We start from the raw sequence: 25,271 nt of genomic DNA, 5'->3' as shown, positions 1-25,271 counted from the left end.
TCGGTGCTCGATATGTGGGATTCAGCAGGATTTAAAATTACGCGAGGGGAGATTTTGAATGAATAGATATTTTCCATAGGCATGTTTTTTGACGCGAAAGTGCGTCTGGTCATACACGCGTCAATCTCGATTGGCATACGACTTGGGGACGCGTGGTCAGCCGCGCACTCGTGTCGCGTCGGAAATGCGAGCGCAGCTATGTGCTTGCCACAAGCAATTCCTCCGCATTGTTCGGCGGACGCAGACCGTCCGTCCTGCCCGCGAAGTAGCGCTGGGTAAGATCGGCCGCCGAAACGTGCCGTGCCTCTCTAAAGCCGGCTTCATGGGCCAGCGCCAGCATCTCCGGCGGAGTGAAGAAGCTGAGAAAAGGTGTGCCGCTTGCTCGCGCGCCCTTCTCCGCCATCTCGAGCCCGGGACGTACCTCGGGGTCCGCCAGTTCCAGCGGGAGCAGGAACGTCATGGCGAGCGTCGACCCTGAGGCGAGCGTCGCAACCTGGCGCAGCGCGGCCGCGTTCGCGTCCCTGGTGAGATACATACTGACACCTGTGGAGACCACGATTGCCGGCTTGCTTTCATCGAAGCCGGCAGTCATCAACTCGTCCCGCCAGTCCCGGCCCGCCTCGAAATCGACCGGCACGAAGCGCAACCAGTCCGGGACGCCGAAGCCGAGTTCGATCAGGCGCTGACGCTTCCACGCTTGAGGACCTGGCTGGTCGATCTCGAACACCTTGAGGCGCGAGGCGATCTCCGGCCTGCGCTGTGCGAAGCTGTCGAGGCCGGCACCGAGAATGACATACTGACTCAGCCCTCGCCCGGCCTGGTCCACGACCAGGTCTTCGATGAAGCGGGCCCGCGCCACGATCGAGGCGCGAAAGGGCCGCGTGAACTGCGGGTCCATGTCGCCGCGGGCACGCCAGTCCTCATCCGGAGCCAGCAGCTCGAGGCCGATTTCGTCTTCCAGTACATGCGGCGGCGGGTCGGCCTCGACGTGCAACGCACGCCACAAGGCGACGCGCGCCGCTGTGCTGTCTGGCGCCACATCTCGCATGTCGTTCATGACTTTCAATCCCGTTTGTTCGTTCTCGGCCCCGATTCGCCATCGCGCAGAACCACCTGCCGCGCTCCTGTCGCCCACAACAGGCTATGATGGAGAAGTGGGTATGACGAGCCGATGACGAGGGACAGCGTGTCACAGACAAGCCCTGATCGCAAGACGACGTTTAGCAAACGCCTCTTATGGTTCATTGGATTGTGGCTGCTCGGCGTCGCCGGGGCAGTGTTGCTCGCGTTGCCGTTTCGTCTTCTGATCGCCGCGGCAATGCATTATCAGCACTGAGACGCTGTCGATACACGGTGCCTGCATCAAGGTCGTTCGAGCATTTTCGGCAACTGTCCAAGCTGTCGAAACAGCGATAGCCAGTCCTCGAGGTGCCAGGTTTTCTCGATCAGATTTCCACGCATCTGATGGAAAGAATGAATCGCGAATTTCACGTGCTTGGAACTCGCGTCAATGCCGAGCAGTTTTCCTGTTTGCGTGCCGCTGATCTCCGCGCGAACACCAATCCGGTCTCCATGCACCAGCAAGTCGAGTATTTCGACTTTCATGTCCGGAAGCGCGGTCGCAATGTCATGGAATACCTGAACCATTTGACCGGGTCCGTGAGTGGCGCCGCGGGGCTCCGGAATGTACTGCCAGTCGGGGGTGACGACCTTCGCCAACAACTCGACGCTTTTTTGCTCGAACGCTCGATAGAAGCCTTCAACCGCTTCACGAGCCGCCACTTCGTCGGTACCTGAGGTCATGATCCGTTGCTCCTGAAGATGCAAGTCACCATGTTAGACCGAATCATCTCCGGCAGCTTCAGGCATTCGCGTGACAAGCAGGCATCCCGGCGCGCCACGTTCATTATCGGCCGAGCGATTTGCGGAAAACACTTCCGCCATAGCCGAGCACGATATTGTCGACTTCAAACGGTGACGCTTCCTGCGCCTCGAGGATGAACGCAACGCTGCCGGCGGTGAGCTTGCTCGCTATCGATGCGACCAGTTCATTATCGAGCGTCTCCTTGATCGCATGCCCAGCGAGGCCGCCGCTCGCCCCGACAGTGAAGCCCACTATCGCGCCGGCCGGTCCACCGAGCATGCCGATCAGGCCACCAGTCAGCGCGCCGATCACGGTCCCCCAAAACGGCCGCGTGTACTTGCCGAGCACGTTCAGTTGACCTATGGCGTCTTTTTGTACCAACACGCCGCTCTCGATCTTGAAACCGAGGTCTTTTTCCTCGAAGTTCCTGAAATCCCGCCCCGCTCTTTCGGCTACGTCAACGCTGTCGAAAACCGCGACGATCAACTGTTGTGCCATTTGATAGCTCCTCAGATCGCAAACGTTATCTGTCAAAGATAGCGACTTTCGAAAAGCGCGCCACTTTTTTGTTTCCGATTCCTGGCATCGGTCGAAATGGGAGTGGGTTGCCGTGCGCGCTCCCCGGAGAAGTACCGGCACGTACTTCAGCAGCAGCGCCACGATTAGCCGTACCGGCGTCGGCACATTGCGTTGTGTTTGAGTCAACAGATGCAGTTCGAAAGGCGGTAGGTCGAAATCCGGCAACAGACGAACGAGCCGGCCGGCCGCGCGCGCGTCGACGCAGGCTGGCTCTTCCAGCACGCCAATGCCCGCACCCGCGACGATCATTTCATACATGGGCCGCCAATGACTGCTCTTCACCGCGGTATGGATCGGAGCACTCTCCACGGCACTCGCCCTCCTCCTTAGCGGCAACTGGTCCGTGCCAAACATGCCCTGCACGCGAATGAACGGATGCTTTGCCAGATCGGAGGGCTCGGTGATCGGACCATGCTGGCTCAGATAGGCCGGCGCTGCAACGAGCACACGCCCGACCTGCCCGAGTTGGCGGGCAATGAACGTCCCTTCTCCGAGTTGCCCGAGACGAAAGGAAATCTCCGCGTCTTCCGACCCAGGATCTGCGATCCTGTCGTTCAGCACGAGTTCCAGATCCAGTTGCGGATAGGTTGCACACACAAGCGCCAATGCCTTCGGCACGACCGTCTCGCCGAAGCAGTGAGGCGCCGCGATGCGAACCGTGCGAGGCCGCTGGTATGCGTCGGGTTTTCTCTTCGGTTTGGACTCGCTCATGCTGTCGCTCAAATCCGTAGCATGCAATCGACCCGTATCCGACGTCGCTCGGTGGCCGCTCATTGCATCCATATCTATTTGCAATGCGAACGAATTACCCCCGTCCTTTTGCCAATCCGATAGACAGGCTCGATGGATTGCCTTCCTACCGGCGGATATTAGCGATGTGACAGTGGAATGAAAAGCCGCTCGACCCGATATGAAGTATCGAAGGGAGCAGCGGGTGCTGGCGCCGGATCAACGTAGAATTTATCGCATGCCGAAGACGGCGCGCAGTTTCCACAAAGTACCCGCTCGGTATAACATCTGTGGGCGTGATGGACGTCAACCGTGTCACGCGTGTTGCGCCCTCCCGGTGACGAGGCAAGGCGGTACGCATGCCCGAGGCGGCGCGCAACAGCTAACCCGCTTCAATCATTCAAACGAAACTCGCGCCCGCCTCCGGCATGTGAAACGCGTAGGCGGAACGACATGGGTTCTACTGCTGTCGGAACCCGTAACGGTCTCTCAACACTCAAGCCGATGCCCAACGAAATCCCGGAACCGCAAGCAATTTGTAATGACGTCTCCCGCAGCGCGATCTTCATTGTCGCGACCGTTGCGAACGACCGCGATCAGGAGGCCAAGGTGCGCGAATGGTGCGGCGACATTGCCGCCCTCGTGCGCGCGGTCGGCAAGCGGGTGCCTTCCGGCAATCTGTCGTGCGTCTGCTCCTTCGGCTCCCACGCGTGGGACAGGCTGTTCGGCGCACCCCGGCCCGCCCTGCTGCACCCGTTCCGGGACATCGGCGAAGGCGAACGGCGCGCGCTGGGAACGCCGGGCGATTTCCTGCTGCACATCCGCGCCGATCACATGGATCTCTGCTTCGAGCTCGCCACGCAGTTGCTCGGCGCACTCGGCGACGCGGTCACCGTGGTCGATGAAGTTCACGGTTTTCGCTACTTCGATATGCGCGACATGGTGGGGTTCGTCGACGGCACCGAGAACCCGGCAGGCCGCGCCGCCGACGAATACACGCTCATCACCGGGGATCCGGGATTCGAAGGCGGCAGCTATGTGCTGGTGCAGAAGTACCTGCACGACATGGACGGCTGGAACGCGCTCTCCGTCGAGACGCAGGAGCGCATCATCGGTCGCAAGAAACTGTCCGACGTCGAGCTCGACGCAGCGGTCAAACCGTCGTCGTCGCACAGCTCGCTGACCACGATTACCGAGAACGGCAAGGAAGTGAAGATCTTGCGCGACAACATGCCATTCGGCCGCCTCGGCGCGGGCGAGTTCGGCACCTACTTCATCGGCTACGCACGTTCCCCCGCGCCGATCGAGCAGATGCTGGAGAACATGTTCATCGGGCGGCCGCCGGGCAATTACGACCGGCTGCTCGACTATAGCCGCGCAGTCACGGGCGGCCTCTTCTTCGTGCCGTCGGCCACCTTGCTCGAGGAGCTCGCGGACCGCGATCCGCCGAGCGTCACGGCCGCCATCGAATCACAGGCTGCACCCTCTTCGCCCGCCGAGCCGCGCCACGATGGCTCGCTGAATATTGGCTCTCTCAAGGGAATCTCCCAACATGAATAACCTGCATCGCGAGCTCGCCCCCATCTCCAGTGCCGCCTGGTCGCAGATCGAAAACGAAGTGGCGCGCACGTTCAAACGCAGTGTTGCCGGCCGTCGCGTGGTCGACGTCAAGGGTCCCGGCGGAACCGAGCTGTCCGGCGTCGGCACGGGGCATCAGATCGCGATTACCGCGCCCCAACAGGGCGTCGCGGCGAAGCTGGCGGAGGTCAAGAGTCTCGTCCAGTTCACCGTGCCGTTCGAGTTGCAGCGCGATGCGATCGACAGCGTGTTACGCGGCGCGAACGACGCCGACTGGCAGCCCGCGAAAGACGCAGCGAAAGAGCTCGCCTATGCCGAAGATCGCGCGATCTTCGACGGATATCAGGCTGCGGGGATCGGCGGGATTCGCGAAGGCTCGTCGAATCAGCCGCTCGCGCTGCCCGCCGACGTCGGCGACTATCCGGACGCGATCAGCAACGCGCTGGAAGAATTGCGGCTTGCCGGCGTGGACGGTCCGTATTCCGTGCTGCTCGGCGCCGACGCCTACACAGCGCTCAGCGAGGCGCGCGATCAGGGCTATCCGGTGATCGAGCACATCAAGCGGATCGTGAACGGCGACATCATCTGGGCACCGGCGCTGACGGGCGGCAGCGTGCTCTCCACGCGAGGCGGCGACTTCGAGTTGCACCTCGGTGAAGATCTCTCGATCGGCTATCTCAGCCATACCGACACGGTAGTGCGCCTCTATCTGCGCGAGACGCTGACGTTCCTGATGTTGACGAGCGAAGCGTCGGTGTCGTTGACGCTCGCTGAATAAGCGCGGGTCGTTGCGGGCTCAGGCTCGCAACGACTGTTTCAGCAGCGCGGAGTCGGCGGCGTCGGCCAATGCTTCAAGACCACGGGCCAATTTTCCGCACTCGACGTGCACTCTCTGGAGGATTTCCGGCGTGCACTGTTTCAACATCGTCACAATCAGGCGTACCCGCGGCGGCACCGGACGTTGCGCCTGAATCAGCACATTGACGTCGAAAGGCAGCGCGTCGAATTGCGGCAGCAGACGAATCAGCCGTCCCTCCGCGAGCGCCTCGACGCACGCCGGCTCTTCCAGCACGCCAATGCCCGCACCGGCGACGATCATTTCATACATGGGCCGCCAATGACTGGTCTTCACCGCGGTACGGATGGGAGCGCTCTCGACGACGCTCGCCTGATGTCTGAGCGGCAACTGGTCCGTGCCGAACATGCCCTGCACGCGAATGAACGGATGCTTTACCAGGTCGCAGGGCTCGGTGATCGGACCATGCTGGCTCAGATAGGCCGGCGCTGCAACGAGCACACGCCCGACCTGCCCGAGTTGGCGGGCAATGAACGCCCCTTCTCCGAGTTGTCCGAGACGAAAGGAAATATCCACGCCCTCCGTCACGAGATCGACGATCCTGTCGTTCAGCACCAGTTCCAGATCCAGTTGCGGATAGGCCGCCCGTACGAGCGTCAACGCTTCCGGCACGACCGTCTCGCCGAAGCAGTGAGGCGCCGCGACGCGAACCGTGCCTCTGAGCGCCTGCTCGTCGTTCGACACGTCCGCGACCGCCTGCTCGACGGCCCAGAGAATCCTCTTGCTACGCTCATAGAAGGTGACGCCTTCGGGCGTGCAATTGAACGCACGTGCACTACGCAGCAGGAGCCGGCAGCCGAGATACGCCTCAAGCCGCTCGATGCGTTCGCTCGCGGCGGGCTGCCCGATATTCAGATCCCTGGCCGCGCTGGAAATGCTCTCGCGCTCCACCACCCTCACGTAAATGCGCATGGCTTCGAGCAGATTCATCATCCCCCGCCTCCCTTTGCGCCGGTCCTGCGTGACGCCAACGGCGAAGCGTCGGAACGCTGATGGCGTGCGTGGCGGTTTCCCTTCAGATTGACGTCTTGCATGTGTTGGCTCCAGTCTTCACGCATCGACAGACCCCTGTTTAAGGGCCTCGCGAACATGCGTTCGATGGAGAACAGAGTAAAGCCGGGCGGTCGACCGCAGAGTGCACAAATCGGCCCGGCTGGCATCAGTACAGTTCTGCTAGGATTTGCGCACCGAACGGCGGCACGTCCGCGCGAGCGCGTGTCAGCCAGCGGAGTGGCCGGTGCAACTTGCCGTTGCGAAACGCCAGGGAAATCGTCCGATGAATCTCTATGAGAAGCTTGCAGACGACATCGAAAAGCTGATCCGGCAAGGCGTCTACAGCCACGGTGAACGCCTGCCGTCGGTCCGCCAGACCAGCCAGCAGCATCGGATCAGCGTAACCACGGTCATCCGCGCCTACTTATTGCTTGAAAGCCAGGGGCTGCTCACGAGCCGGCCGCAATCGGGCTATTTCGTCAATTTCCGCGGCGACGGAGGCGAGCGGAAGACACTCGAACTGCGCCCATCGAAACCGATTCCGATTTCGTCGCCGGTCGACGTCAGCCGGTTGGTGCTTTCCACGCTGCGCTCGATCGGCGTCGACGACGCGTTGCCGCTCGGCTCGCCCTACCCTGATGCGAGCCTGTTTCCCTTCGAGAGACTGAACCGTTACGCTTACGATGCGGGGCGAGGCAAGACACGGTGGGGCGTGACCGACGCGCTGCCGCCGGGCAATGCGGCACTGGTGCGCCAGATTGCGCGTCGCTACCTCGAAAACGGTATGGCCGTCGATCCCAACGAGATCATCGTCACGGTCGGCGCAACCGAGGCGATCAATCTGTGCCTGCAGGCCGTCGCCAAGCCAGGCGATACGATCGCCGTCGAGTCACCCACGTTCTACGCGATGCTGCACGCGATCGAACGGATGGGCATGAAGGCGATCGAGGTGTCCACACATCCCGAACACGGTATCGACATCGAAGCGCTTGCGGCGATCGTGGAATCGCACACGGTCACCGCCTGCATGGTCATGCCGAATTTCCAGAACCCGCTGGGGTTTCTGATGCCCGACGAGCGCAAGCGCGAGCTCGTCGCATACTTGACGAAGCGCGACATACCGGTCATCGAGAACGGTGTCTACAACGAGTTGCACTTCGCTAGCACGTATCCGAGCACGTTGAAGTCCTACGACACGAAGGGATTGGTGCTTCACTGCGCGTCATTTTCGAAGACCCTCACGGCAGCGTACCGGATTGGTTGGGCGATGCCGGGCCGCTATCGCGATCAGGTCGAGAAGCTCAAGTTTCTGAACACGTTGACCACACCGGCCATTCCGCAACTGGCGATCGCGGAATTCCTGGAGCGCGATGGTTACGAGCATCATCTGCGGCGGCTTCGGAAAATGTATGCGCAGCAGGCGAAGCTGATGAAGGCGACCGTGTCGCGTTTCTTCCCTGAAGGTACGCGCATGTCCAATCCCGCGGGCGGCTACGTGCTGTGGATCGAATTGCCGCCCAAGGTCGACGCGATGCGGCTTTATAAGCTGGCGCTCGAACAGGGCATCACGATCGGACCGGGCTATATGTTCTCGATCTCGGAGACGACCTACCGGAATTTCATCCGCCTGAATTACAGCAGCCCCTGGTCGAGCGAGATCGAACAGGCCGTGATTACGGTCGGCAAGCTTGTTGTCCTGTGCGCCCGCTAACCGCCGTGCCCGTGCAACCTTTCTACCCTCAGTGATAGCCGGCATCCCCTTCCCGCACCTTGCCGCGAAACACACGGTACTGCATGGCGTTGTAGACGAGAATGATCGGCAGCACGATCACCGTGCCGACCAGCGTAAAGAGCTGGCTCGAATGACTCGACGATGCTTCCCAGATCGTCAGCGAAGGCGGGACGATATTCGGCCAGATACTGATGAGCAAGCCGCTATATCCGAGAAAGCACAGCCCAAGGGTGAGCAGGAACGGCAGCGCTTCATGCTGAAGGCGAAGCGACCGAAAAATACCCCACACACACGCGACAACGAGAATCGGCACCGGCATGAACCAGCCGAGATAGCCGCTCCCGAACCAGCGATGCTCGACCGCCGGCAATCCGATCACGGTCCAGAGACTCACCACGAAGATTATCCCCAGCAGCACGGTCACCAGCGGCCGCATGACCTCGCGAATCTTGCGCTGCAGTTCGCCTTCCGTCTTCAGGATGAGCCAGCCGCAGCCGAGCGTCGCGTACGTAAAGAGCACCCCGATTCCGCAGAACAGGCTGAACGGTGACAGCCAGTCGAACGGGTCGCCGGCGAAACGGTCATCAACGATCTTGATGCCTTGCAGCAGGGACCCCAGCACGATGCCCTGGCAGAGTCCCGCGAGCGCGGATCCGGCAATGAAGGCAAGATCCCACGCATGCTGGGTCCGCGTGGCCTTCGCGCGCAATTCGAAAGCCGCCCCGCGGAAGATCAGGCCGACCACCATCAGGATCAGCGGCAGATAGTTCGCCGGCAGCAGCGTCGAATAGACGACCGGGAACGCGCCGTATAGCCCCGCGCCACCGAGCACGAGGAATGTCTCGTTGCCGTCCCAGACCGGCGCGATGGTATTGAGCATCACTTGCCGATCGGCTTTTTCCTCGAAGAACGGAAACAGCAGGCCGATACCAAGATCGAAGCCATCCAGCATCACATAGATGAAAACGCCGAGTCCGATGATCGCAGCCCACACAACCGGAAGATCGATTTGCATGGCGTCACTCCCCTTCCAGTGCGTCCAGCGGACGATTGCGCAACACCGGGTGCTTGACGGACTGGCGGGCGCCGACATGTTCCTCTGGTCCGCGCTTCATCATCTTGAGCATGTAGTAGACCCCCATACCGAATACCAGGAAGTACACCAGCACAAAGATCAGCAGTGAAACGCCCGCTTGCTGGGCACTGATCGGCGAGAGTGAGTCTTCAGTGCGCAGCACACCGTAGACCGTCCAGGGCTGGCGGCCGACCTCCGTCGTGACCCACCCGGCCAACAGCGCGACGATTCCCGACGGGCCCATGCACAGCACGAAAACCTGATACCACCGCGTCTCGTAGAGACGGCCTTTTAGCCTGAGCAGCAACCCTAGCAACGCGGTCAACAGCATCAACATGCCGAGGCCCGCCATGATCCGAAAAGTCCAGAAGATGATTGGCGAATACGGGCGATCTCTGGCGGGAAACTCCTTGAGCCCGCGGATTTCGCCGTCCCAGCTATGGGTCAGTATGAGGCTGCCTAAATGCGGTATTTGCACCGCGTAGCGCGTGACTTCCGCTGTCATGTCGGGCAGACCGACCAGATTGAGCGCCGTGCCGCCTTTCTCGGTTTCCCACAGGCCCTCTATGGCCGCGATCTTGGCGGGCTGATATTCGCGGGTGTTGAGGCCGTGCGCATCTCCGACGAAAATCTGGATCGGCGTCAGCAAAAGCAGAATCCACAGCGCCATCGAAAAACTGCGCTTGATGGGGCCATCGCGCCGGCCATGCAGCAGATGCCACGCCCCGCACGCGGCGACGATGAAGCCCGCGACAATAAACGCGGCGATGGTCATGTGCGCGAGCCGGTACGGGAACGATGGGTTGAAAATCACCTTCATCCAGTCGACCGGCACGATCCGGCCGTTCTCCATGGCGAATCCTTGCGGCGTCTGCATGAAGCTATTCGAGGCGAGAATCCAGAACGTGGAGATCAACGTGCCGACCGCCACCATCAGCGTGGCGAAAAAGTGCGCGCGTGGACTCACCCGCTGCCAGCCGAACAGCATGACGCCGAGAAAGCCGGCTTCGAGAAAGAATGCCGTCAATACTTCATAAGTCAGGAGCGGTCCCGTGACGTTGCCGGCAATGGTGGAAAATCCGCTCCAGTTGGTGCCGAACTCGTAGGCCATCACCACGCCCGACACCACGCCCATGCCGAAGCCGACCGCGAAGATCTTCGACCAGAACAGGAACATGTCCTTGTAGACCACGTCGCCGGTCAGCAGCCAGCGCCACTCCAGCACGGCGAGGAAACTGGCCATTCCTATACTGATCGCGGGGAAAATAATGTGAAATGAAACCGTGAACGCAAACTGCAACCTGGCGAGGTGGAAGGCGTCGAAGATTTCCATGATTGATCAGCGGCTCCAGGTGATAGCGGCATTTGCTGGTCTCTCCGTGTGTCGATCTACTGGACGCGCATGTCCAGTAGATCGACCCGTCAAACTCGCCGGCATTCAGGCTTGCGCCGCGCGCGAAACATGAACAGGAACCGACTTGTACGACGGCGTGCCGCTTTCCTTGTCGATGAAGTCGAGCGGCACCAGCACGTTTGCTTCCGGATAATACGCCGCCACCGATCCTTGTGCGATGCCATAAACAATTGCCGTGATGTTCTTCAGGCAAAGCTTCCTGCCCGATGAAATAGTTTCGATATCGACCAGATCGCCATGTTCGAGTCCGCGCGCCGCGAGATCGGCTTCATTCATGAACACCACGTCGCGCCGGCCGAACACGCCCCGGTAACGATCGTCGAGAGCATAGATCGTGGTGTTGTACTGGTCGTGACTGCGGATCGTGATGAGGCGCAGCACATTTTCGGCGCCGTATACGTCGGCGTCTTCCTTCACGCCGCCGTAGACCGAGAACATCGCTTTTCCCGACGGCGTATGCCACACGCGTTCGGTTGGAGGGAGCGGCAGACGGAATCCGCCCGGCGTTCTGATGCGCGCATTGAATGCCTCGAAACCCGGCACGGTCTGTTCGATCAGATCGCGAACCTTGTCGTAATCGGCAACCAGTTCCTGCCAGGCGACCTTGCTGTGCGGCAATGTCGCCCGCGCAATACCCGCGATGATCGCCGGCTCGGACAACAGGAATTCGGAGGCGGGCTTGAGTTTCCCGGACGAAGCATGGACCATCGACATGGAATCTTCGACCGTGATGGATTGGCGGCCGCTTGCCTGGATATCGAGTTCCGTGCGGCCCAGGCACGGCAGCACATAGGTTTCCTTCGCCACTAACAGATGCGAACGATTGAGCTTGGTCCCGAGGTGAACGCTCAGATCGAGTTTAGCCATGGCGGCAAAAGACTGCTCCGAATCGGGCAGCGCGACCGCGAAGTTTCCGCCCAGGCAAAGCAGCGCCTTGGCCGAGCCGTCGATCATCGCCTGCATCGCCTGAACGGCATCGTGTCCGTGTGCCTCGGGAGGCTTGAAACCGAGCACATCCTCGATCTGTTTCAGGAAAGTGCTGGAGGGCTTTTCGGTTATGCCTACGGTCCGGTTTCCTTGCACGTTCGAATGTCCGCGCAAAGGACAGATGCCCGCACCGGGTTTGCCAAAGTTGCCGCGCAATAGCAACAGATCGGCGATCAGGCGGACGTTGGCCGTGCCTTTATTGTGCTGGGTCACGCCCATTCCGTAGGTGACGATGGTCGCATTCGATTTGGCGTAGGCAATCGCAACCTGTTCGAGATCGGACCGGCTCAGTCCGCTTGCCGTTTCAATATCGTCCCACGCCGTAACTTCCAGATCAGCGGCGAACGCGTCGAAATTTTCCGTGTGCGCGGCGATGAATTCATGGTCCAGAACGTTGCCTTCCTCGGCCTCCATCGCCAGCAGCGCCTTCATGATGCCCTTGAGCGCGGCGGCGTCACCGCCGGCGTCGACCTGAAAATACGTCGAGGCGATTCGGGTCGAGCCGTACGTGGCCATTTCAAGCAAGTTCTGCGGGTCCGCAAATCGTTCGAGTGCGCGCTCGCGCAGCGGATTGAAGACGATGATGGGCACATCGCGCCGCGAGGCTTCATGCAACGTGCCCATCATCCGTGGATGATTGGTGCCGGGATTGTGGCCGATCGAGATGATGAGTTCGGTCTCGTCGAAGTCTTCCAGCGACACCGTGCCTTTGCCGATCCCGATCGACTGCGGCAATCCCACGCTGGTGGGTTCGTGGCACATGTTGGAGCAATCCGGGAAATTGTTGGTCCCGTACTCTCGCGCCAACAGCTGAAAAAGGTAGGCGGCCTCGTTCGACGCCCTGCCCGACGTGTAGAACTCGGCCTGATCGGGAGAGGACAGCCCTTGAAGCACTTGCCCGATACGAGCGAAGGCGTCATCCCATTCGACGGCGCGAAACTTGTCCGTGTCGCGATCGTAGACAAGCGGATGCGTGAGCCGGCCAAGATCTTCGAGTTCGAAATCGGATCGTTGCAGCAGCGACGACACCGTGTTGTTCTGGAAAAACTCCGGGCCCACGCGCTTGGTCGTGGCTTCCCATGTGACCGCTTTGGCGCCGTTCTCACAGAACTGGAAGGTGGACTTATGCTCCTTGTCCGGCCAGGCACAGCCCGGACAATCGAAACCGTCGGGCTGATTGGTCCGCATCAGCGTAATCGGCGCTTCGATGCTCTCCATCTGTTGCCTGATGGCTTGAGCTGTCGCCCGCAGCGCGCCCCAACCTCCAGCGGGTCCGTCATACGGCCGGATTCCCGGCACTTCGCGTCGCGTGGTCATATGAGACTCCGTGAACCGTCCCAGGAATCCGGGAACGGTCCTGTCGAGGGTTACGCCATCGTGTTGCGCTCAACCGTTCATATCCGCCAGGCCGAGCGCCGCCGCACTGCCGCCAGGAGCGCAGTGATCTTGCCTGCTCGCTATTCACGCCATGCCGTCAGGAGCGGGCTCCTTCCGTGGACTCGGTGCTGCTGACTTCGTCGGACGATTTTTTCTTTCCGCGGCTATTGGCGCGTTTCGCCTTGGGCGGCGGCGCCTCGCTGCGAGTGAACTTCACTTCGCCGCTGTCCTTGTCGTAGCTGACCACGACACTGTCGCCCGACTTCAGGTCGCTGTTGAGAATCTCCTTGGCAAGTCGCGTTTCCAGTTCCTGGCGGATCTGGCGTTTCAACTCGCGGGCGCCGAATTCCGGCCGATAGCCGGCGTCGGCCAGGTGATCGACAATCGACTCGTCCATCTTGAGCGTGATGTCTTGCGCCGCCGCGGTGCGCGTGACCCGTTCGAGCTGGATCTGCACGATCGAGCGGATATTCTCGCGAGAGAGTCCGTCGAAAATGATCACTTCGTCGATCCGGTTGAGGAATTCCGGACGGAAGTGACCTTTCAGCACGCCCATCAATTCTTCGCGCATCGCCTTGTCGGCGAGGCGTTCTCCCTCGGGTTTCTCGAGGTTGTCCATGATGATGTGCGCACCGAGATTGCTCGTCGCGATGATGATCGTGTTGCTGAAGTCCACGACGCGGCCCTTCCCGTCGGTCAGGCGGCCATCGTCGAACACCTGGAGCAGCACGTTGCTCACGTCCGCGTGCGCCTTCTCGATCTCGTCAAGCAGAATCACGCTATACGGACGGCGCCGGACACGCTCGGTCAACTGGCCGCCCTCGTCATAACCGACATAGCCCGGCGGCGCGCCGATCAAGCGCGCCACCGCGTGACGTTCCATATACTCGGACATGTCGATACGGATGACGGCCTGTTCATCGCCGAACACCGTTTCCGCCAGCGCTTTCGCGAGTTCGGTCTTGCCGACGCCGGTCGGTCCGAGGAACAGGAAGGTCGCGATCGGCCGGTTCGCCTGCCCGAGTCCCGCACGCGAAAGGCGCACCGCGTCGCTCACGGCAACCACCGCGTCGTCCTGCCCGACCACGCGCTCGCGCAGCTTGTTCTCCATGTCCAGCAGCTTCTGGCGCTCTTCCTGTGTCAACTCCGTGACCGGAATGCCTGTCAGACGCGACACCACTTCGGCGATCGCCGCCACGGTCACTTCGAGCGTTTCCGAACCGGTCTTGCGCTGCCATGCCTCCATCTGCTCGTCGAGTTTCGTCTGCTTATCGCCGATACGTTCCTCGAACTTCTTCGCCTCGTCATAGCGCTTGCGCGAGGACGCATAATCCTGCTCGCGCTTGAGCTGGGCGATTTCGGCTTCCAGTTCCTGGATGTCCGCCGGACGCGAGGTCGCGCCGATGCGCACGCGCGCGGCAGCCTGGTCGATCAGGTCGATGGCCTTGTCGGGCAAAAAGCGCGACGTGATGTAACGGTCCGACATTTCGGCGGCGGCGACGAACGCATCGTCCGCAAAGGTCACCTGATGATGCGCTTCGAGCTTGTCGCGCAGACCGCGCAGAATGACGATGGTCTGCTCGACGGTCGGCTCGGGTACCAGCACCGGCTGAAAGCGCCGCTCGAGCGCGGCATCCTTTTCAATGTACTTCTGGTATTCGTTGAGCGTCGTCGCGCCGATCAGACTGAGTTCGCCACGGGCCAGCGCCGGCTTGAGCACGTTCGCGATGTCGAGGCCGCCTTCTCCGCCGCCCTGGCCGGCGCCGACAATCATGTGCAATTCGTCGATGAACAGAACCAGTTCGTCCTTCTTCGCTGTCACTTCGTCGATCAGCGTTTTTGCACGTTCTTCGAACTCGCCGCGATACTTCGCGCCCGCCACCATCGAATTGATGTTGACCTCGACGAGCCGCTTGCCGCGCAGATTTTCGGGGACGTCGTCGTTGACGATACGTTGCGCCAGGCCTTCGACGATCGCGGTCTTGCCGACCCCGGGCTCGCCGATCAACACCGGATTGTTCTTCCTGCGCCGCGCGAGCACCTCGATCGTACTTTCGATTTCCTGCGCGCGACCCAGCACGGGGTCGAGCTTGCCCTGCCGCGCGAGGGCCGTGAGGTCGCGGCCGAACTTGTCGAGCGTGGGCGTGCCGGTCGGCGCGTCGACGCGGCCGTCCTCGGCGCCTTTGCCGACCACTTTCACCACCTTCTGCCGCAGCGCTTCCGGCGTCACGCCGTACTTCTTCAGCAAGGTGCCCGCGATACTGTCCGGCACCGCCGCAAGCCCGATGAGCAAGTGCTCCGGGCCGACATACGAATGCCCCAGATCCCGCGATGCCTGGAACGCGTTCTGGAACACTTTCTTCATGCGAGGCGAGATGGTCATCTTCTCGATCGGCGCATCGGGATTCGCGGTGCCCTTCTGGGCATGCTGATCGATATAACCTTTGATGTCCTGCGGCGACAACTTGAGTTCCTTGAGCAGCGCCGCACACACGTCCGTGTCCGCCAGCACGTAAAGCAGGTGCTCGGTGTCGAGTTCGGTGCGTTGAAGCTCATGGGCTTTTTCCGCCGCACGCTGCAACAATTCGAGTGTCTGTTCGCTGAAGGCGTCGGTTGCGTCGACCGATTCGCGCGGCAGCTCCGCGGCGAACTCCTCGTCATCTTCCTCGCCCGCGCCGCCAAGACCCCCGAAGAAGCGGGACAAACCGCCACCTCCGAGCAGCGAGTCGAACGGGTTCGCCATGCTCTGATGCCGCATTAATTGCCGGTAATCGTAGTCGCAGATCGATAAAGTTTTCCGCTCGCCGTTCTGCACAACGGTCACACGGGCAACAGCGGGACGGGCGTTACAGATTTCGCAAAGGGCGGGCATCGTAAATTCACCTTTATCAGTTAAGGCATCCGATGTTGTTAGAGGTTATGGGACGCGTTCATGTGAGGGGCGAATGCTCGAAACCTGTCGCCAGCCTTTCGATTTGTTGTGCGCCAGGGACCGATGCTTCGCGGGTCGATGTTCAAAATGCCGGCGTCTCTTTCGGACAGAAAGAGACGCGCGAGCGGCTTCCGGCAACCTGGCATGCGCTCGCGTGTTCTCGCTGCGCGCCTGATCACCACATGATTGGCATAACGAACCTAAAAACCGCCTTTGAATTCTATGAGTGGATCGTTAGTAAGGGAACATTGGTTTTTCCGATGATAGGCATTGGCCGACATGCCCGACGCTATCAGGCTGCGAGACGACGCGCTTGAACGTGCGTGAATGTCTCTACCTGCCGGTCTCTCGTCGGCTCTGCTCCGCAACGGTAAGGATAGCCTCAGGCATGACTTCGAGCCGCTCTTTGGGAATCGGCTGGCCGCTTTCATCGGAGAGACCGTAGGTGCCTTCGTCGATCTTGCGCAGCGCGCGCTGGATATCCGCAACGCGCTGGTCGTTCACGTCATGCAGCGACTGGTTGATCTCATTCTGTGCCATTCCCTGCGCTTCGTCCTCATACTCCTCGGCCTCGTCGCCATACTCCTCCTGAGCCGTTCTCTCGTCCGCGATCGTATCTTCCTCTCCGCCCAGCAGCTCCCGACGCAGCGCCTCCAGGCGCTTCTTCTGCTGCGCGATGAACTCGTCACTCAGGTCACCCTGTTGCTCCGGCATGGTCTTCTCCCTCAGCTTGATTCGCTCTACTCGCCGTAGAGCCGGGCGTCACGCACCCAGTTCCTGAAACACGTGGCCGTTGGCCTCGAGTCCTTTCAGGAGTTCGGGTGTCAGTTCGCTTTGCCAGACATGCCCTTCGAATTGCCAGTCGCTCTTGTCGGCGAGATCGGGCAGGCCCGCGCCATTGCGCACATAGAGCCCGAGTGTCGGCTTCTTCAGGTTAATGTAGAAATCGAATTCCTGCATTTTCGCCCCCTCATGCAAGTTAAGGTCTCAATGACTAGAATCACCAGAACAGATATCCGCGGCACTCCTTTCATACAATGAGTCTATATCCCCAGGTGCTTCGCAACCGGCCGCACATGATGATCGGTCTGCTCGCCGGTTTGAGCGCCTGTGTGCTCGCGCCAGCCTCGCTACGGATCACGGCGCGGCTGCTGCTCGGCTGGGACATCGCGATCTGGGCGTATCTCGTCATGATCTGGTTCCACATGGCCTTCGCCAGCGAGAGCGACGTGCGAACCCACGCCCGGCGCGAGGACCAGAATGCGGTCACCGTGCTGACGGTGATATGCGCGGCGACCGTTGCCAGCATTCTCGCGATCGTGCTGGAACTCGGCACCACCAAAGATCTGACCTTCGAATCGAAGGTGCTGCATTCGCTGCTGACAGGACTGACCTTGTTTGGCGCCTGGTTTCTGATCCCGACCATCTTCACGATGCACTACGCGCGGCTCTACTATGGCTCCGATCCGAATGCGCCCGCGCTCGCCTTTCCAGACAGCACGCTCGAACCGGACTACTGGGATTTTCTGTACTTCTCGTTCACGATCGCGGTTGCGTCGCAGACCGCGGACATCAGCCTGCGTGGGCGCAGCGCGCGGCGCGGCGTGCTTGCGCAATCGATCCTGTCTTTCTATTTCAACGTGGCCGTGCTGGGTTTGTGCGTGAATATCGCCGCGAGCATGCTGGGCAACTGACCCTGATCGGATCGGGCCCTCATGCGTCGCCGGTGTTCCGGAAAGAGTGTCAACTATCGTCGACGTTGTCCGCGTAATGGTCGACAGCCACCTTGCATTCGTCGACCACGACCTGAAGGAAAGCGGGATCGTTTCTCTCCACCCATCGCTCCACGTGAAGGAAACGCTGCGTGCCGAGATCGGCGACGCGCTCAGCGTCCGAGGTCGTGACATCGACAGTGACGATCCCGCGGCTCCCTTGCAGTGGAGAGATCGTTGCCGAAAACAGGAATCGTCGATACGAGAATTCTTGTGCCATAACACCTCCTTACGAAAGATGAGTTGAGCCCCCGATTTCTTCATACGAGTACGCGTCTTCGCGCGCGGCACGCCACACGGAATTCTATGAGCAAGTCACGACCCGGTGCACGCGGGTTTCGCCAATGCCAACTATCGGCGAAATACGATGGGCTTGCGCCATTCAGGCGCAATTTTCTTTGTGTCGGAATGCTGAGATTACGGCATGATGACGCTGAGCAGAGGCCCGCTCGCTAAAGGAGAGAACGATGCCAGCATCCACTGTTTTTTACGGCGAGTTTGAGATGGTCGTGCGCCCCGAGACGAACAAGTTCGGCGCATGGATTGCGAGCGTGAGCCTGAAGAATAACGCGGGAAAAGTCGTCGATATCCGCCCGATGACCGTTCAACCCGAATGGCTGACCGAAGAAGAAGCGATTAGAGACGCGGTCGAATGGGGCCGCCGGTTCATTGATCGTGAGTTCGAAACGCCGCAACCGCACTCCTGGGTGAGCGCCCGGTCTCGCGCGGAGGTCTGGTTCCGTGATGCGGAAGAAAAATCGCACGGGCCGGAAATCAGTTCCTAAACGTTGCAAGGCCAAGCCTGCAAAATCCTTGCGGGCTCGATGCAATTGGCCCCCAGCCGATCACTGCTTGCGCAGACGCGCCTCGATTTCCTGGGTACTGAGCGCCAGCAGATCCTCGCTGATCTGCTCGAATATCAGTCGACGCGTGTCCTCGCTCAGATTCGAACGCACCATGCCGAGGAATTTCGCCTCGATGGCGAGGCGCAGCCGATTGTAGCGTTGATGGAGCCGCCCCTTCTCCAGATAGTCGGACACGCGCTTTGCAAACTTCTCCCGATCTTTTTCGGTCAAGACCGTACCGGTGTATTCATCGTTGACGAGAACTTCGACCTCCTGCAAGTCGAGCGTGAGCCCAGGCATCTTGAAGACACGCGCGCGACCTCCGTCAGCCACGACAAGCCAGGTAACGTCGACCATCATGCACCTCTAGGCAGGTATTTATCAGCACCCATGCGGCGCTCGATCGCCGACTGTGCCGGCGACACTCACTCAAGATAGCAGTTCGGACCGGATACGCCCAAGGTCAATTCACCGATTCATCGTATCGGTCTGAAGTTCACCACTCGCCCGGCTTCTGTACAACAGCTTCGAGCGCTACGAGCGCTTGCCTTTTTCCGGAGTCCTGAGCCGTTTCGCATCGGCAGCAGGCAGCAGATTCGCCGCGAGGAAATCGACAAAGACCCTCAGCTTGGGCGACACGTACGGACTCGACGGCCACACCGCGCGGAACACGCCACTGTGTTCGACGTACTCATCCAGTACCGTCACGAGGCTGCCGTCGGCAAGTTGTCGGCGGATTGCAAAGTTCGGCACGCAGGTCACGCCGAGCCCTTCTTCGGCGAGCGCGATCAGCGGCTCGACCGTGCTCGCCGAAGCCGTCACGGGCAACGCCACGTCATTGCCGGAGGCGGGCGTCACCAAAGGCCAGCGCTGCAACTTGCCGCTGGTCGGATAGCGGTGATGCAGGCAGGCATGGTTCAACAGGTCTTCGGGCTTCGCAGGCGTGCCGGCGCGAGCGAAGTAAGACGGCGCACCGACGAGTTGAAGCCGGTAAGCGCCGAGCGTGCGCGCGATCAGCCGCGAGTCGCTCGCGTCGCCGGTGCGCACGACGACATCGAACCCATCGTTGACGACATCGACCAGGTGGTCGCTGAAGTCCAGATCCAGTTCGATCTCGGGATAGGCGCGCATGAAACCGCTCAGGGTCGGCATCATCAGCATGCCGACCATCGGCAGGCTCACGCGAAGCCGGCCCTTGGGCGCGCCTTTGGATTGCGCGAAGCCGGATTCGATCGCGTCGATTTCGGAAAAGATGCGGCGACAGCTCTTGAGGAATTGCTGACCTTCCTGCGTCAGCGTGATGCTGCGCGTGCTGCGGTGGAAAAGGCGCACGCCGAGCCGCTTCTCGAGCCGGGCCACCGCTTTGCCGACCGCGGACGAGGACAGGCCGAGCTGCTGGCCGGCATCCGTGAAACTGCGGAGCTCAGCCGCGCGGGAAAAGACTTTCAGTGCGTTGAGACTGTCCACGCGCGTCCCCACGATTGCGGACATTGGTGTCCGATAAGTCGGGAACTCTAGCATATTGATGGCCGCGAACGCCGCCTCCAGAATCATGCAACGCATCACTTTCGCCTCGAGGCATTGCATGAAATCCGCACACGTTACTTCCGCTCTCCCCGCTCCGGTCTACTGGCTCGCGCTCGGCGCTTTCGCGATCGGCACCGAAGGCTTCATGATTTCGCCTCTCTTGCCCGGACTCGCCGCCGACCTCTCGGTGAAGATCGAAACCGCGGGCCAGCTGGTCACCGTTTTCGCTCTGGCCTATGGCCTCAGTTCGCCGGTATTGACGGCGCTAAGCGGCAGCCTGAATCGCCGCACCTTGTTGCTCGCAAGCATGATCGCCTTCGCGCTCTCGAACGTGCTCGCCATGGTCGCGCCGAACTTCTGGGCGCTGATGGGCGCGCGCGTGCTGTTGGCGCTGTCCGCCGGTCTGTATGTGCCGGGCGCGAATGCGCTGGCGAGCGTGATCGTGCCGCCCGAACGCCGTGGCCGAGCAATCGCGGTGGTGAACGGCGGCATCACGATCGCCATCGCACTCGGCGTGCCGCTCGGCGCGGTCGTCGGCCATGCGCTCGGCTGGCGCATGACGTTTGCCGGCGTCGCCGGCCTGGCGACGCTCGCCGCGGCCGGGCTGGTCATCGGCCTGCCGCGCGACATTGGAGCGGGCGTCCCGATCGCGACGCTGCACGAGCGCATCGCGGTGGCGCGCAATACGCTCGTGCTGGCAACGCTGCTGACCACCACGCTCTGGGCCACCGGCGCCTACACGGTCTACACGTACCTTTCGCCATTTCTCGCCAGCGTCACCGGTTTGGCGGGTGCGCAGATCGGCATGGTGATGTTCATGTGGGGTCTCGCGGCCGCGGCCGGCGTCGTGACCGGCGGCAACGCCAGCGACCGGTTCGGGCCTTTGGCTGTGATCGTGCCGACAATCGCGTTGTCGGGCCTCGCCTTCGCCACGCTGTCGATCAGCGCACGCTTGCTGCCACCCACCGCTGCACTCATACCCGTGCTCGTGGCCATCGCGTTGTGGGGCGTCGCGCACTGGGCGTTCTATCCGGCGCAGCAGGCGCGGCTCATCGACATCGCCGGCCTGAAGGTCGCGTCGATCGTGCTGTCGCTCAATGCTTCCTTCATGTACATCGGCTTCTCGATGGGCGCCGCGCTCGGCGCGCTGACCCTGGCTCACGGCGGCGTGGCCGGCCTCGGATGGGTCGCGGCGGCTTGCGAACTGGCTGCTGTGCTGCTGACGCTGGCGATCGTCGGCCGGCCCGCCGTGGTGAACGCGCCTTGCCAGGCGGAGCGCGGATAGGCGCCGATCATCGCCCGTGCCATCAATCAAGACGCGCTGTCCGATGCGGCGGCGCATCGCACTGGACCGTAGTCGCATCCTTCTTTTCAACGGTGAGATTGACGGAGCGCGCGCCGACCGGCCGCGTTCGATGGCGCGTGCCCGCAGGCACGGTCAGCAATTGGCCGGCTTGCAGGTCAATCGACCCGTCTTCGAATTCGATGGTAAGAGCACCTTCGACGACGAAAAATGTTTCGTCCGAATCCGGATGAAAATGCCAGAAAAATGGCGCGTCCATCACGCTCAAATGGACGTCGTGGTCATTCACGCTCGTCAGCACCTTGTTTGAATATCCTTCAGGCGTGTCGCCGGCGACCGCGCCAATATCGATCATCTGGATCATGTCGTCTCCGTTTAACGTTGCAGGCAGGATTGAGCTATTAGTACGCCGAGCAGGTTCAGCGTAGTCCGGTATCACCTGGTCGCTAAGGCAGAAATTTTCGTCAGTATGTGAGCGAGATTCGCCGGTGGCCGCACGCTTGCCGATGTACTTGCCCGTCAAGCAAAGACCATTCCGAAGATGACGCGGTGGTCGGCATCGTCCACCGCCAAAGCTCGAAGTTCGGTACGATAAGCCCGCCTGTCGCACGAGCACATCCTGCTATGAACGAAATGACCATGGACTGGGGCGATGTCCGCGTGTTTCTCGCGATTGCCCGTTGCGGCACACTCGGCGCAGCCGCGCGCCAACTGGGACAGACCCAGCCCACTATGGGCCGCCGGTTGCGTGCGCTCGAAAACGCGGTCGGCCAGGCGCTGTTCCAGCGCACCGCCGAAGGCTTCGTACTGACCGATGAAGGCAACGCGGTGCTGAGTTTCGCGGAGCGAATGGAGGAAGAAGCGCTCGCGTTCACACGTTCGCTTGCAGGCACAACGCAGCAGTTGACGGGGTCGCTGCGCGTGTCGTCATCCGACTGGTTCGGCATTCACGTGTTGACGCCGGTGTTCGCCGGCTTTCTCTCACGGCATCCGCAACTGTCGATCGAACTGATCACCGATTCGCGACGCTACAGCCTCTCGCGCCGTGAAGCAGACCTCGTGTTTCGCATCACGCCGTTCGACGAACCCGACGTGATCCAGCGAAAGATCATGGATTTGAACTACGCGCTGTACGGACACGTCGATCTGGTTGCGCCGCAGGCCGGCGATGGCGCGGGGCAAGCGCTCATCACAATGGACAGCGCCTTCGAGGCCTTGCCCGATGTGACGTGGATCCGCCGCATGCTGCCGAATGCGCGGGTCGCTTACGCCAGCAACAATCGTGGCGTCCAGGCGCGCATGTGCGCCGAGGGCGGCGGCTTCGCGGTCCTGCCGTGCGCGCTCGGCGACAACACGCCGGGCCTGCGGCGCATCGACCTCGGCGAAACGCCGCCGGGGCGCGAAGTTTGGCTCGGCTACCATCGCGACCTTCGGCGGCTTGGGCGGTTGCGGGCGCTGATCGACGTTGTCGTCGACAGACTCGCCAGCGCTTGACAGGCATCCGGTCGCCGCTGAATCGTTCGCGGTCGCCGACCGGCGCGGCCAGCGTCATTCGATATCGACGACGATCTTGCCGCGCGCGCTGCGATCGGTGATTGCGTCGTAACCTTGCTCAGCCGAGCGCAGATCGAAGCGGCGCGGATCGAGCCGTGGCGTCAAATGACCCGCTTCTGCGAGACGGGTCGCCTCGCCAAGCATCTCGCCGTGGTGCGCCCGATTCTCGCCGGTCAGCAACGCATGCAGGGTGAAAACGCCGGAGTAGGTCGCCTCGCGAAACGACAGCGGCGCGAGTGCATGCGTACCCCAGCCGAGCGCGCTGACGACATGGCCGAAATGCTTGACCGCCGCGAACGAGGCATCGAGCGTCGCGCCGCCCACCGTGTCGGCGACCAGATCGAAACCCGCGCCGCCCGTATGCTGCGCGACGTATTGCTCGACGTTCTGAGCGACGTAATCGATCGGCGTGGCGCCGAGGCGCATGAGCGCGTCGTGATCGCGCGAACTCGCCGTGGCGAACACGTGCGCTCCGAGCGCTCGCGCGAGTTGCACCGACACATGACCCACGCCACCCGCACCGCCCTGCACGAGCACGGTCTGCCCAGCCTGAAGCTTCGCGCGATCCACGATCCCCATGTAGGCGGTGATGAACACCAGCGGCAGCGCGGCGGCTTCGCGCATCGACAGATTGGAGGGCTTCAGTGCGAGCAGATTCGCGTCGACGGCGGCATATTGCGCGAGCGAACCCTGGATGCCACCCACGCCGCCCGTCATGCCGTAGACCTCGTCGCCTGCTTTGAAGCGGGTCACGCCCGCGCCCACCGCCTCGACCACGCCGGCCATGTCGATGCCGAGCACCAGCGGCAGCGGATGTTTTGCATGGGCCGCGCCGCCTGCCCGGATTTTGGTGTCGAGCGGATTCAGACCGGCCGCCGCGATGCGCACCAGCACCTGGCCGGGCAACGGCTCGGGGCGCGCCAAGGTGGTGAGTTCGAGCGGTCCGTTGTACTGGGAGAGAACGAGGGCTTGCATAGTCATGGTGAACGCTCCTTGCAAATACCGGTAAGGGGAAAAAGCAGATGGAGCGAATGATGGTCCATGCAAATCAGTCTGAAAACTTACAAATATGCACGCCTGTCATGCATTAACGCATGACATGATTTTTCGCCAGGCGCGCGGCCGGCCGGTTAGCGGTTGAATGGGTCATACGGCATGGCGCCTCAGCGCGGATTGCGGCCGGCAACCTTCCGCGTCACCGAAACATTGAGCCATCGTCGATCAGCGCGGGCGTCACTCGGGCCTTGAGCAGATCGAGCCACGCCTTGGTTTTGGCATCGAGAAAGTGTCTGGAGGGATACAACGCGGAGACCGTGACATCAGGCGACCGCCACGACGGAAGAACGCGAACCAGGCGCCCTTCGCGAATCGAATCCTTGGCGGTGAACCACGGCAACAATGCTATGCCGCTAGCTTGCTCCGCGGTCTTCAGAAGAACGTCGGGATTGTCCGCGATGATGGGGCCGACGGCTTGCGCCTGATAGGACCGCTTGCCCGAGATCAGTTCCCACTCCGAGGCGACGGAAGGATTGATCAGCCGAATGCAGGCATGATTGGCCAGGTCGCGCGGATGCCGGGGCGCACCGTGCTGTTCCATGTAGGCAGGCGCCGCGCACATCACACCGAACACCGTACCCAGCGACAGCGCCACCAATCCCGAATCGGACAGCTGTCGCGACAGGTAGATGCCCACGTCGATTCCCTCCGCAAGCAGCGCCGGCGCGTACTGCGAAGTCGCGTACTCGATGCTCACTTTGGGAAACGCTGCGCAAAATTCGGCGATAAGCGGGACCACATAGTAATTCCCGAAGCTACCCATGCATTGAACCCTGAGCCGCCCCGCCGGCTCGACCGTCGCCCCTGATGCGTATGCCTCCGCCACATTCACGCGCTCGAGGATATCCCGGCACTGGATCACATACGTCTCGCCGGCGCTGGTGAGCGCAATCCGGCGGGTCGTTCTCTGCAGCAGCTTGGTGCGCAGGCGCTCCTCCAGTCCGGATACGAGCCGCGAGATCTGCGCGGTCGTGAGGTCCATCTGCTCGGCAGCGGATGTGAAGGTTCCGGCATCCACCACCCTCACAAACGCCGTCATCGCGTGAAGCAGTCCGTAATCCAGATTCTTACGCATGATGTAACTAAGTTTCCAATTGG

At 61.5% G+C, this 25,271-nt stretch carries 24 protein-coding genes; 8 read left to right on the top strand and 16 right to left on the bottom strand.

Translation table 11 applies throughout. The features are described 5' to 3' along the window. Nucleotides 1-196: 196 nt before the first annotated feature. Nucleotides 197-1,057: a class I SAM-dependent methyltransferase gene (locus B0G74_RS37185; protein WP_132381681.1), complete on the bottom strand. Its 861-nt coding sequence runs from the start codon at nt 1,055-1,057 to the stop codon at nt 197-199. A gap of 129 nt (nt 1,058-1,186) precedes the next feature. Here B0G74_RS37185 and B0G74_RS46020 point away from each other — a divergent pair, with 129 nt between their 5' ends. Then, nucleotides 1,187-1,336: a hypothetical protein gene (locus B0G74_RS46020; protein WP_165924002.1), complete on the top strand. Its 150-nt coding sequence runs from the start codon at nt 1,187-1,189 to the stop codon at nt 1,334-1,336. 26 nt (nt 1,337-1,362) lie between these two features. On the opposite strand, the gene B0G74_RS37180 is transcribed toward B0G74_RS46020, so the two are convergent. Continuing rightward, a complete protein-coding gene (locus tag B0G74_RS37180) occupies nt 1,363-1,827 on the bottom strand; it encodes an ester cyclase (protein ID WP_342960057.1) in 465 nt (154 codons plus the stop codon). Nucleotides 1,828-1,906: 79 nt separating this feature from the next. Next, complete coding sequence (locus B0G74_RS47725; protein WP_342960058.1) at nt 1,907-3,154, bottom strand: LysR substrate-binding domain-containing protein; 1,248 nt, start codon at nt 3,152-3,154, stop codon at nt 1,907-1,909. Nucleotides 3,155-3,676: 522 nt separating this feature from the next. Between B0G74_RS47725 and B0G74_RS37165 the strand changes: the two genes are divergently transcribed. Next, nucleotides 3,677-4,732 (top strand): Dyp-type peroxidase, encoded by a 1,056-nt coding sequence (locus B0G74_RS37165; protein WP_132383218.1) that lies wholly within the window; start codon nt 3,677-3,679, stop codon nt 4,730-4,732. After that, nucleotides 4,725-5,528, top strand: a complete 804-nt coding sequence (locus B0G74_RS37160; RefSeq protein ID WP_132381679.1) for a family 1 encapsulin nanocompartment shell protein — start codon at nt 4,725-4,727, stop codon at nt 5,526-5,528. The genes B0G74_RS37165 and B0G74_RS37160 overlap by 8 nt, the downstream gene beginning before the upstream one ends. Nucleotides 5,529-5,546: 18 nt before the next feature. Here the strand turns inward: B0G74_RS37160 and B0G74_RS37155 are convergent, their stop codons facing one another. Then, nucleotides 5,547-6,536, bottom strand: a complete 990-nt coding sequence (locus tag B0G74_RS37155) for a LysR family transcriptional regulator (RefSeq protein ID WP_132383216.1) — start codon at nt 6,534-6,536, stop codon at nt 5,547-5,549. A 346-nt stretch (nt 6,537-6,882) separates the two neighbouring features. Between B0G74_RS37155 and B0G74_RS37150 the strand changes: the two genes are divergently transcribed. Further along, a complete protein-coding gene (locus tag B0G74_RS37150; RefSeq protein WP_132381677.1) occupies nt 6,883-8,310 on the top strand; it encodes a PLP-dependent aminotransferase family protein in 1,428 nt (475 codons plus the stop codon). Between the two features lie 28 nt (nt 8,311-8,338). Here the strand turns inward: B0G74_RS37150 and cydB are convergent, their stop codons facing one another. The 6 genes from cydB to B0G74_RS37120 all read right to left on the bottom strand — a co-directional run bounded on the left by cydB (nt 8,339) and on the right by B0G74_RS37120 (nt 17,076). Continuing rightward, nucleotides 8,339-9,346, bottom strand: a complete 1,008-nt coding sequence (gene cydB, locus B0G74_RS37145; protein WP_132381675.1) for a cytochrome d ubiquinol oxidase subunit II — start codon at nt 9,344-9,346, stop codon at nt 8,339-8,341. 4 nt (nt 9,347-9,350) lie between these two features. After that, entirely contained in the window at nt 9,351-10,739 is a 1,389-nt protein-coding gene (locus B0G74_RS37140) for a cytochrome ubiquinol oxidase subunit I (RefSeq protein ID WP_132381673.1), read from the bottom strand. Nucleotides 10,740-10,844: 105 nt separating this feature from the next. After that, nucleotides 10,845-13,124: an FdhF/YdeP family oxidoreductase gene (locus B0G74_RS37135; protein WP_132381671.1), complete on the bottom strand. Its 2,280-nt coding sequence runs from the start codon at nt 13,122-13,124 to the stop codon at nt 10,845-10,847. Nucleotides 13,125-13,281: 157 nt separating this feature from the next. Continuing rightward, nucleotides 13,282-16,056, bottom strand: a complete 2,775-nt coding sequence (locus tag B0G74_RS37130; RefSeq protein ID WP_132381669.1) for an ATP-dependent Clp protease ATP-binding subunit — start codon at nt 16,054-16,056, stop codon at nt 13,282-13,284. Between the two features lie 393 nt (nt 16,057-16,449). Continuing rightward, nucleotides 16,450-16,830, bottom strand: a complete 381-nt coding sequence (locus tag B0G74_RS37125; RefSeq protein ID WP_132381667.1) for a TraR/DksA family transcriptional regulator — start codon at nt 16,828-16,830, stop codon at nt 16,450-16,452. 48 nt (nt 16,831-16,878) lie between these two features. Beyond that, nucleotides 16,879-17,076, bottom strand: coding sequence for a hypothetical protein (locus B0G74_RS37120; RefSeq protein ID WP_106313048.1), 198 nt, complete (start codon nt 17,074-17,076; stop codon nt 16,879-16,881). Between the two features lie 77 nt (nt 17,077-17,153). On the opposite strand from B0G74_RS37120, the gene B0G74_RS37115 reads away from it, so the two are divergent. Further along, a complete protein-coding gene (locus B0G74_RS37115) occupies nt 17,154-17,810 on the top strand; it encodes a DUF1345 domain-containing protein (RefSeq protein ID WP_132381665.1) in 657 nt (218 codons plus the stop codon). 49 nt (nt 17,811-17,859) lie between these two features. On the opposite strand, the gene B0G74_RS37110 is transcribed toward B0G74_RS37115, so the two are convergent. After that, nucleotides 17,860-18,108 carry a hypothetical protein gene (locus B0G74_RS37110; protein ID WP_132381663.1) on the bottom strand — a complete coding sequence of 83 codons (249 nt, stop codon included), beginning with the start codon at nt 18,106-18,108 and terminating at the stop codon, nt 17,860-17,862. Between the two features lie 247 nt (nt 18,109-18,355). Between B0G74_RS37110 and B0G74_RS37105 the strand changes: the two genes are divergently transcribed. Continuing rightward, on the top strand, nt 18,356-18,673 hold the full coding sequence (locus tag B0G74_RS37105) for a DUF6566 family protein (protein ID WP_132381662.1): 318 nt from the start codon (nt 18,356-18,358) through the stop codon (nt 18,671-18,673). Between the two features lie 60 nt (nt 18,674-18,733). On the opposite strand, the gene B0G74_RS37100 is transcribed toward B0G74_RS37105, so the two are convergent. Then, nucleotides 18,734-19,093, bottom strand: a complete 360-nt coding sequence (locus tag B0G74_RS37100) for a host attachment protein (RefSeq protein WP_243658507.1) — start codon at nt 19,091-19,093, stop codon at nt 18,734-18,736. A gap of 174 nt (nt 19,094-19,267) precedes the next feature. Continuing rightward, nucleotides 19,268-20,224 carry a LysR family transcriptional regulator gene (locus B0G74_RS37095; protein WP_243658506.1) on the bottom strand — a complete coding sequence of 319 codons (957 nt, stop codon included), beginning with the start codon at nt 20,222-20,224 and terminating at the stop codon, nt 19,268-19,270. A 94-nt stretch (nt 20,225-20,318) separates the two neighbouring features. On the opposite strand from B0G74_RS37095, the gene B0G74_RS37090 reads away from it, so the two are divergent. Then, complete coding sequence (locus B0G74_RS37090) at nt 20,319-21,545, top strand: MFS transporter (protein WP_132381660.1); 1,227 nt, start codon at nt 20,319-20,321, stop codon at nt 21,543-21,545. 22 nt (nt 21,546-21,567) lie between these two features. Here B0G74_RS37090 and B0G74_RS37085 read toward each other — a convergent pair whose 3' ends face one another. Then, nucleotides 21,568-22,086: a cupin domain-containing protein gene (locus tag B0G74_RS37085; protein WP_243658505.1), complete on the bottom strand. Its 519-nt coding sequence runs from the start codon at nt 22,084-22,086 to the stop codon at nt 21,568-21,570. Nucleotides 22,087-22,187: 101 nt separating this feature from the next. Here B0G74_RS37085 and B0G74_RS37080 point away from each other — a divergent pair, with 101 nt between their 5' ends. Continuing rightward, a complete protein-coding gene (locus tag B0G74_RS37080; protein WP_132381659.1) occupies nt 22,188-23,057 on the top strand; it encodes a LysR family transcriptional regulator in 870 nt (289 codons plus the stop codon). 54 nt (nt 23,058-23,111) lie between these two features. Here the strand turns inward: B0G74_RS37080 and B0G74_RS37075 are convergent, their stop codons facing one another. Both B0G74_RS37075 and B0G74_RS37070 read right to left on the bottom strand, forming a co-directional pair. Next, nucleotides 23,112-24,098 carry a zinc-dependent alcohol dehydrogenase family protein gene (locus B0G74_RS37075; RefSeq protein WP_132381658.1) on the bottom strand — a complete coding sequence of 329 codons (987 nt, stop codon included), beginning with the start codon at nt 24,096-24,098 and terminating at the stop codon, nt 23,112-23,114. A 214-nt stretch (nt 24,099-24,312) separates the two neighbouring features. Beyond that, entirely contained in the window at nt 24,313-25,248 is a 936-nt protein-coding gene (locus B0G74_RS37070; RefSeq protein WP_132381656.1) for a LysR family transcriptional regulator, read from the bottom strand. Between the last annotated feature and the right edge of the window lie 23 nt (nt 25,249-25,271).

Source organism: Paraburkholderia sp. BL9I2N2 (assembly GCF_004339745.1).
In the GTDB taxonomy this organism is placed as follows: Bacteria; Pseudomonadota; Gammaproteobacteria; order Burkholderiales; family Burkholderiaceae; genus Paraburkholderia.
The sequence above is the reverse complement of the archived record's forward strand: the minus strand, read 5'-3'. Positions and strand labels throughout refer to the sequence as shown.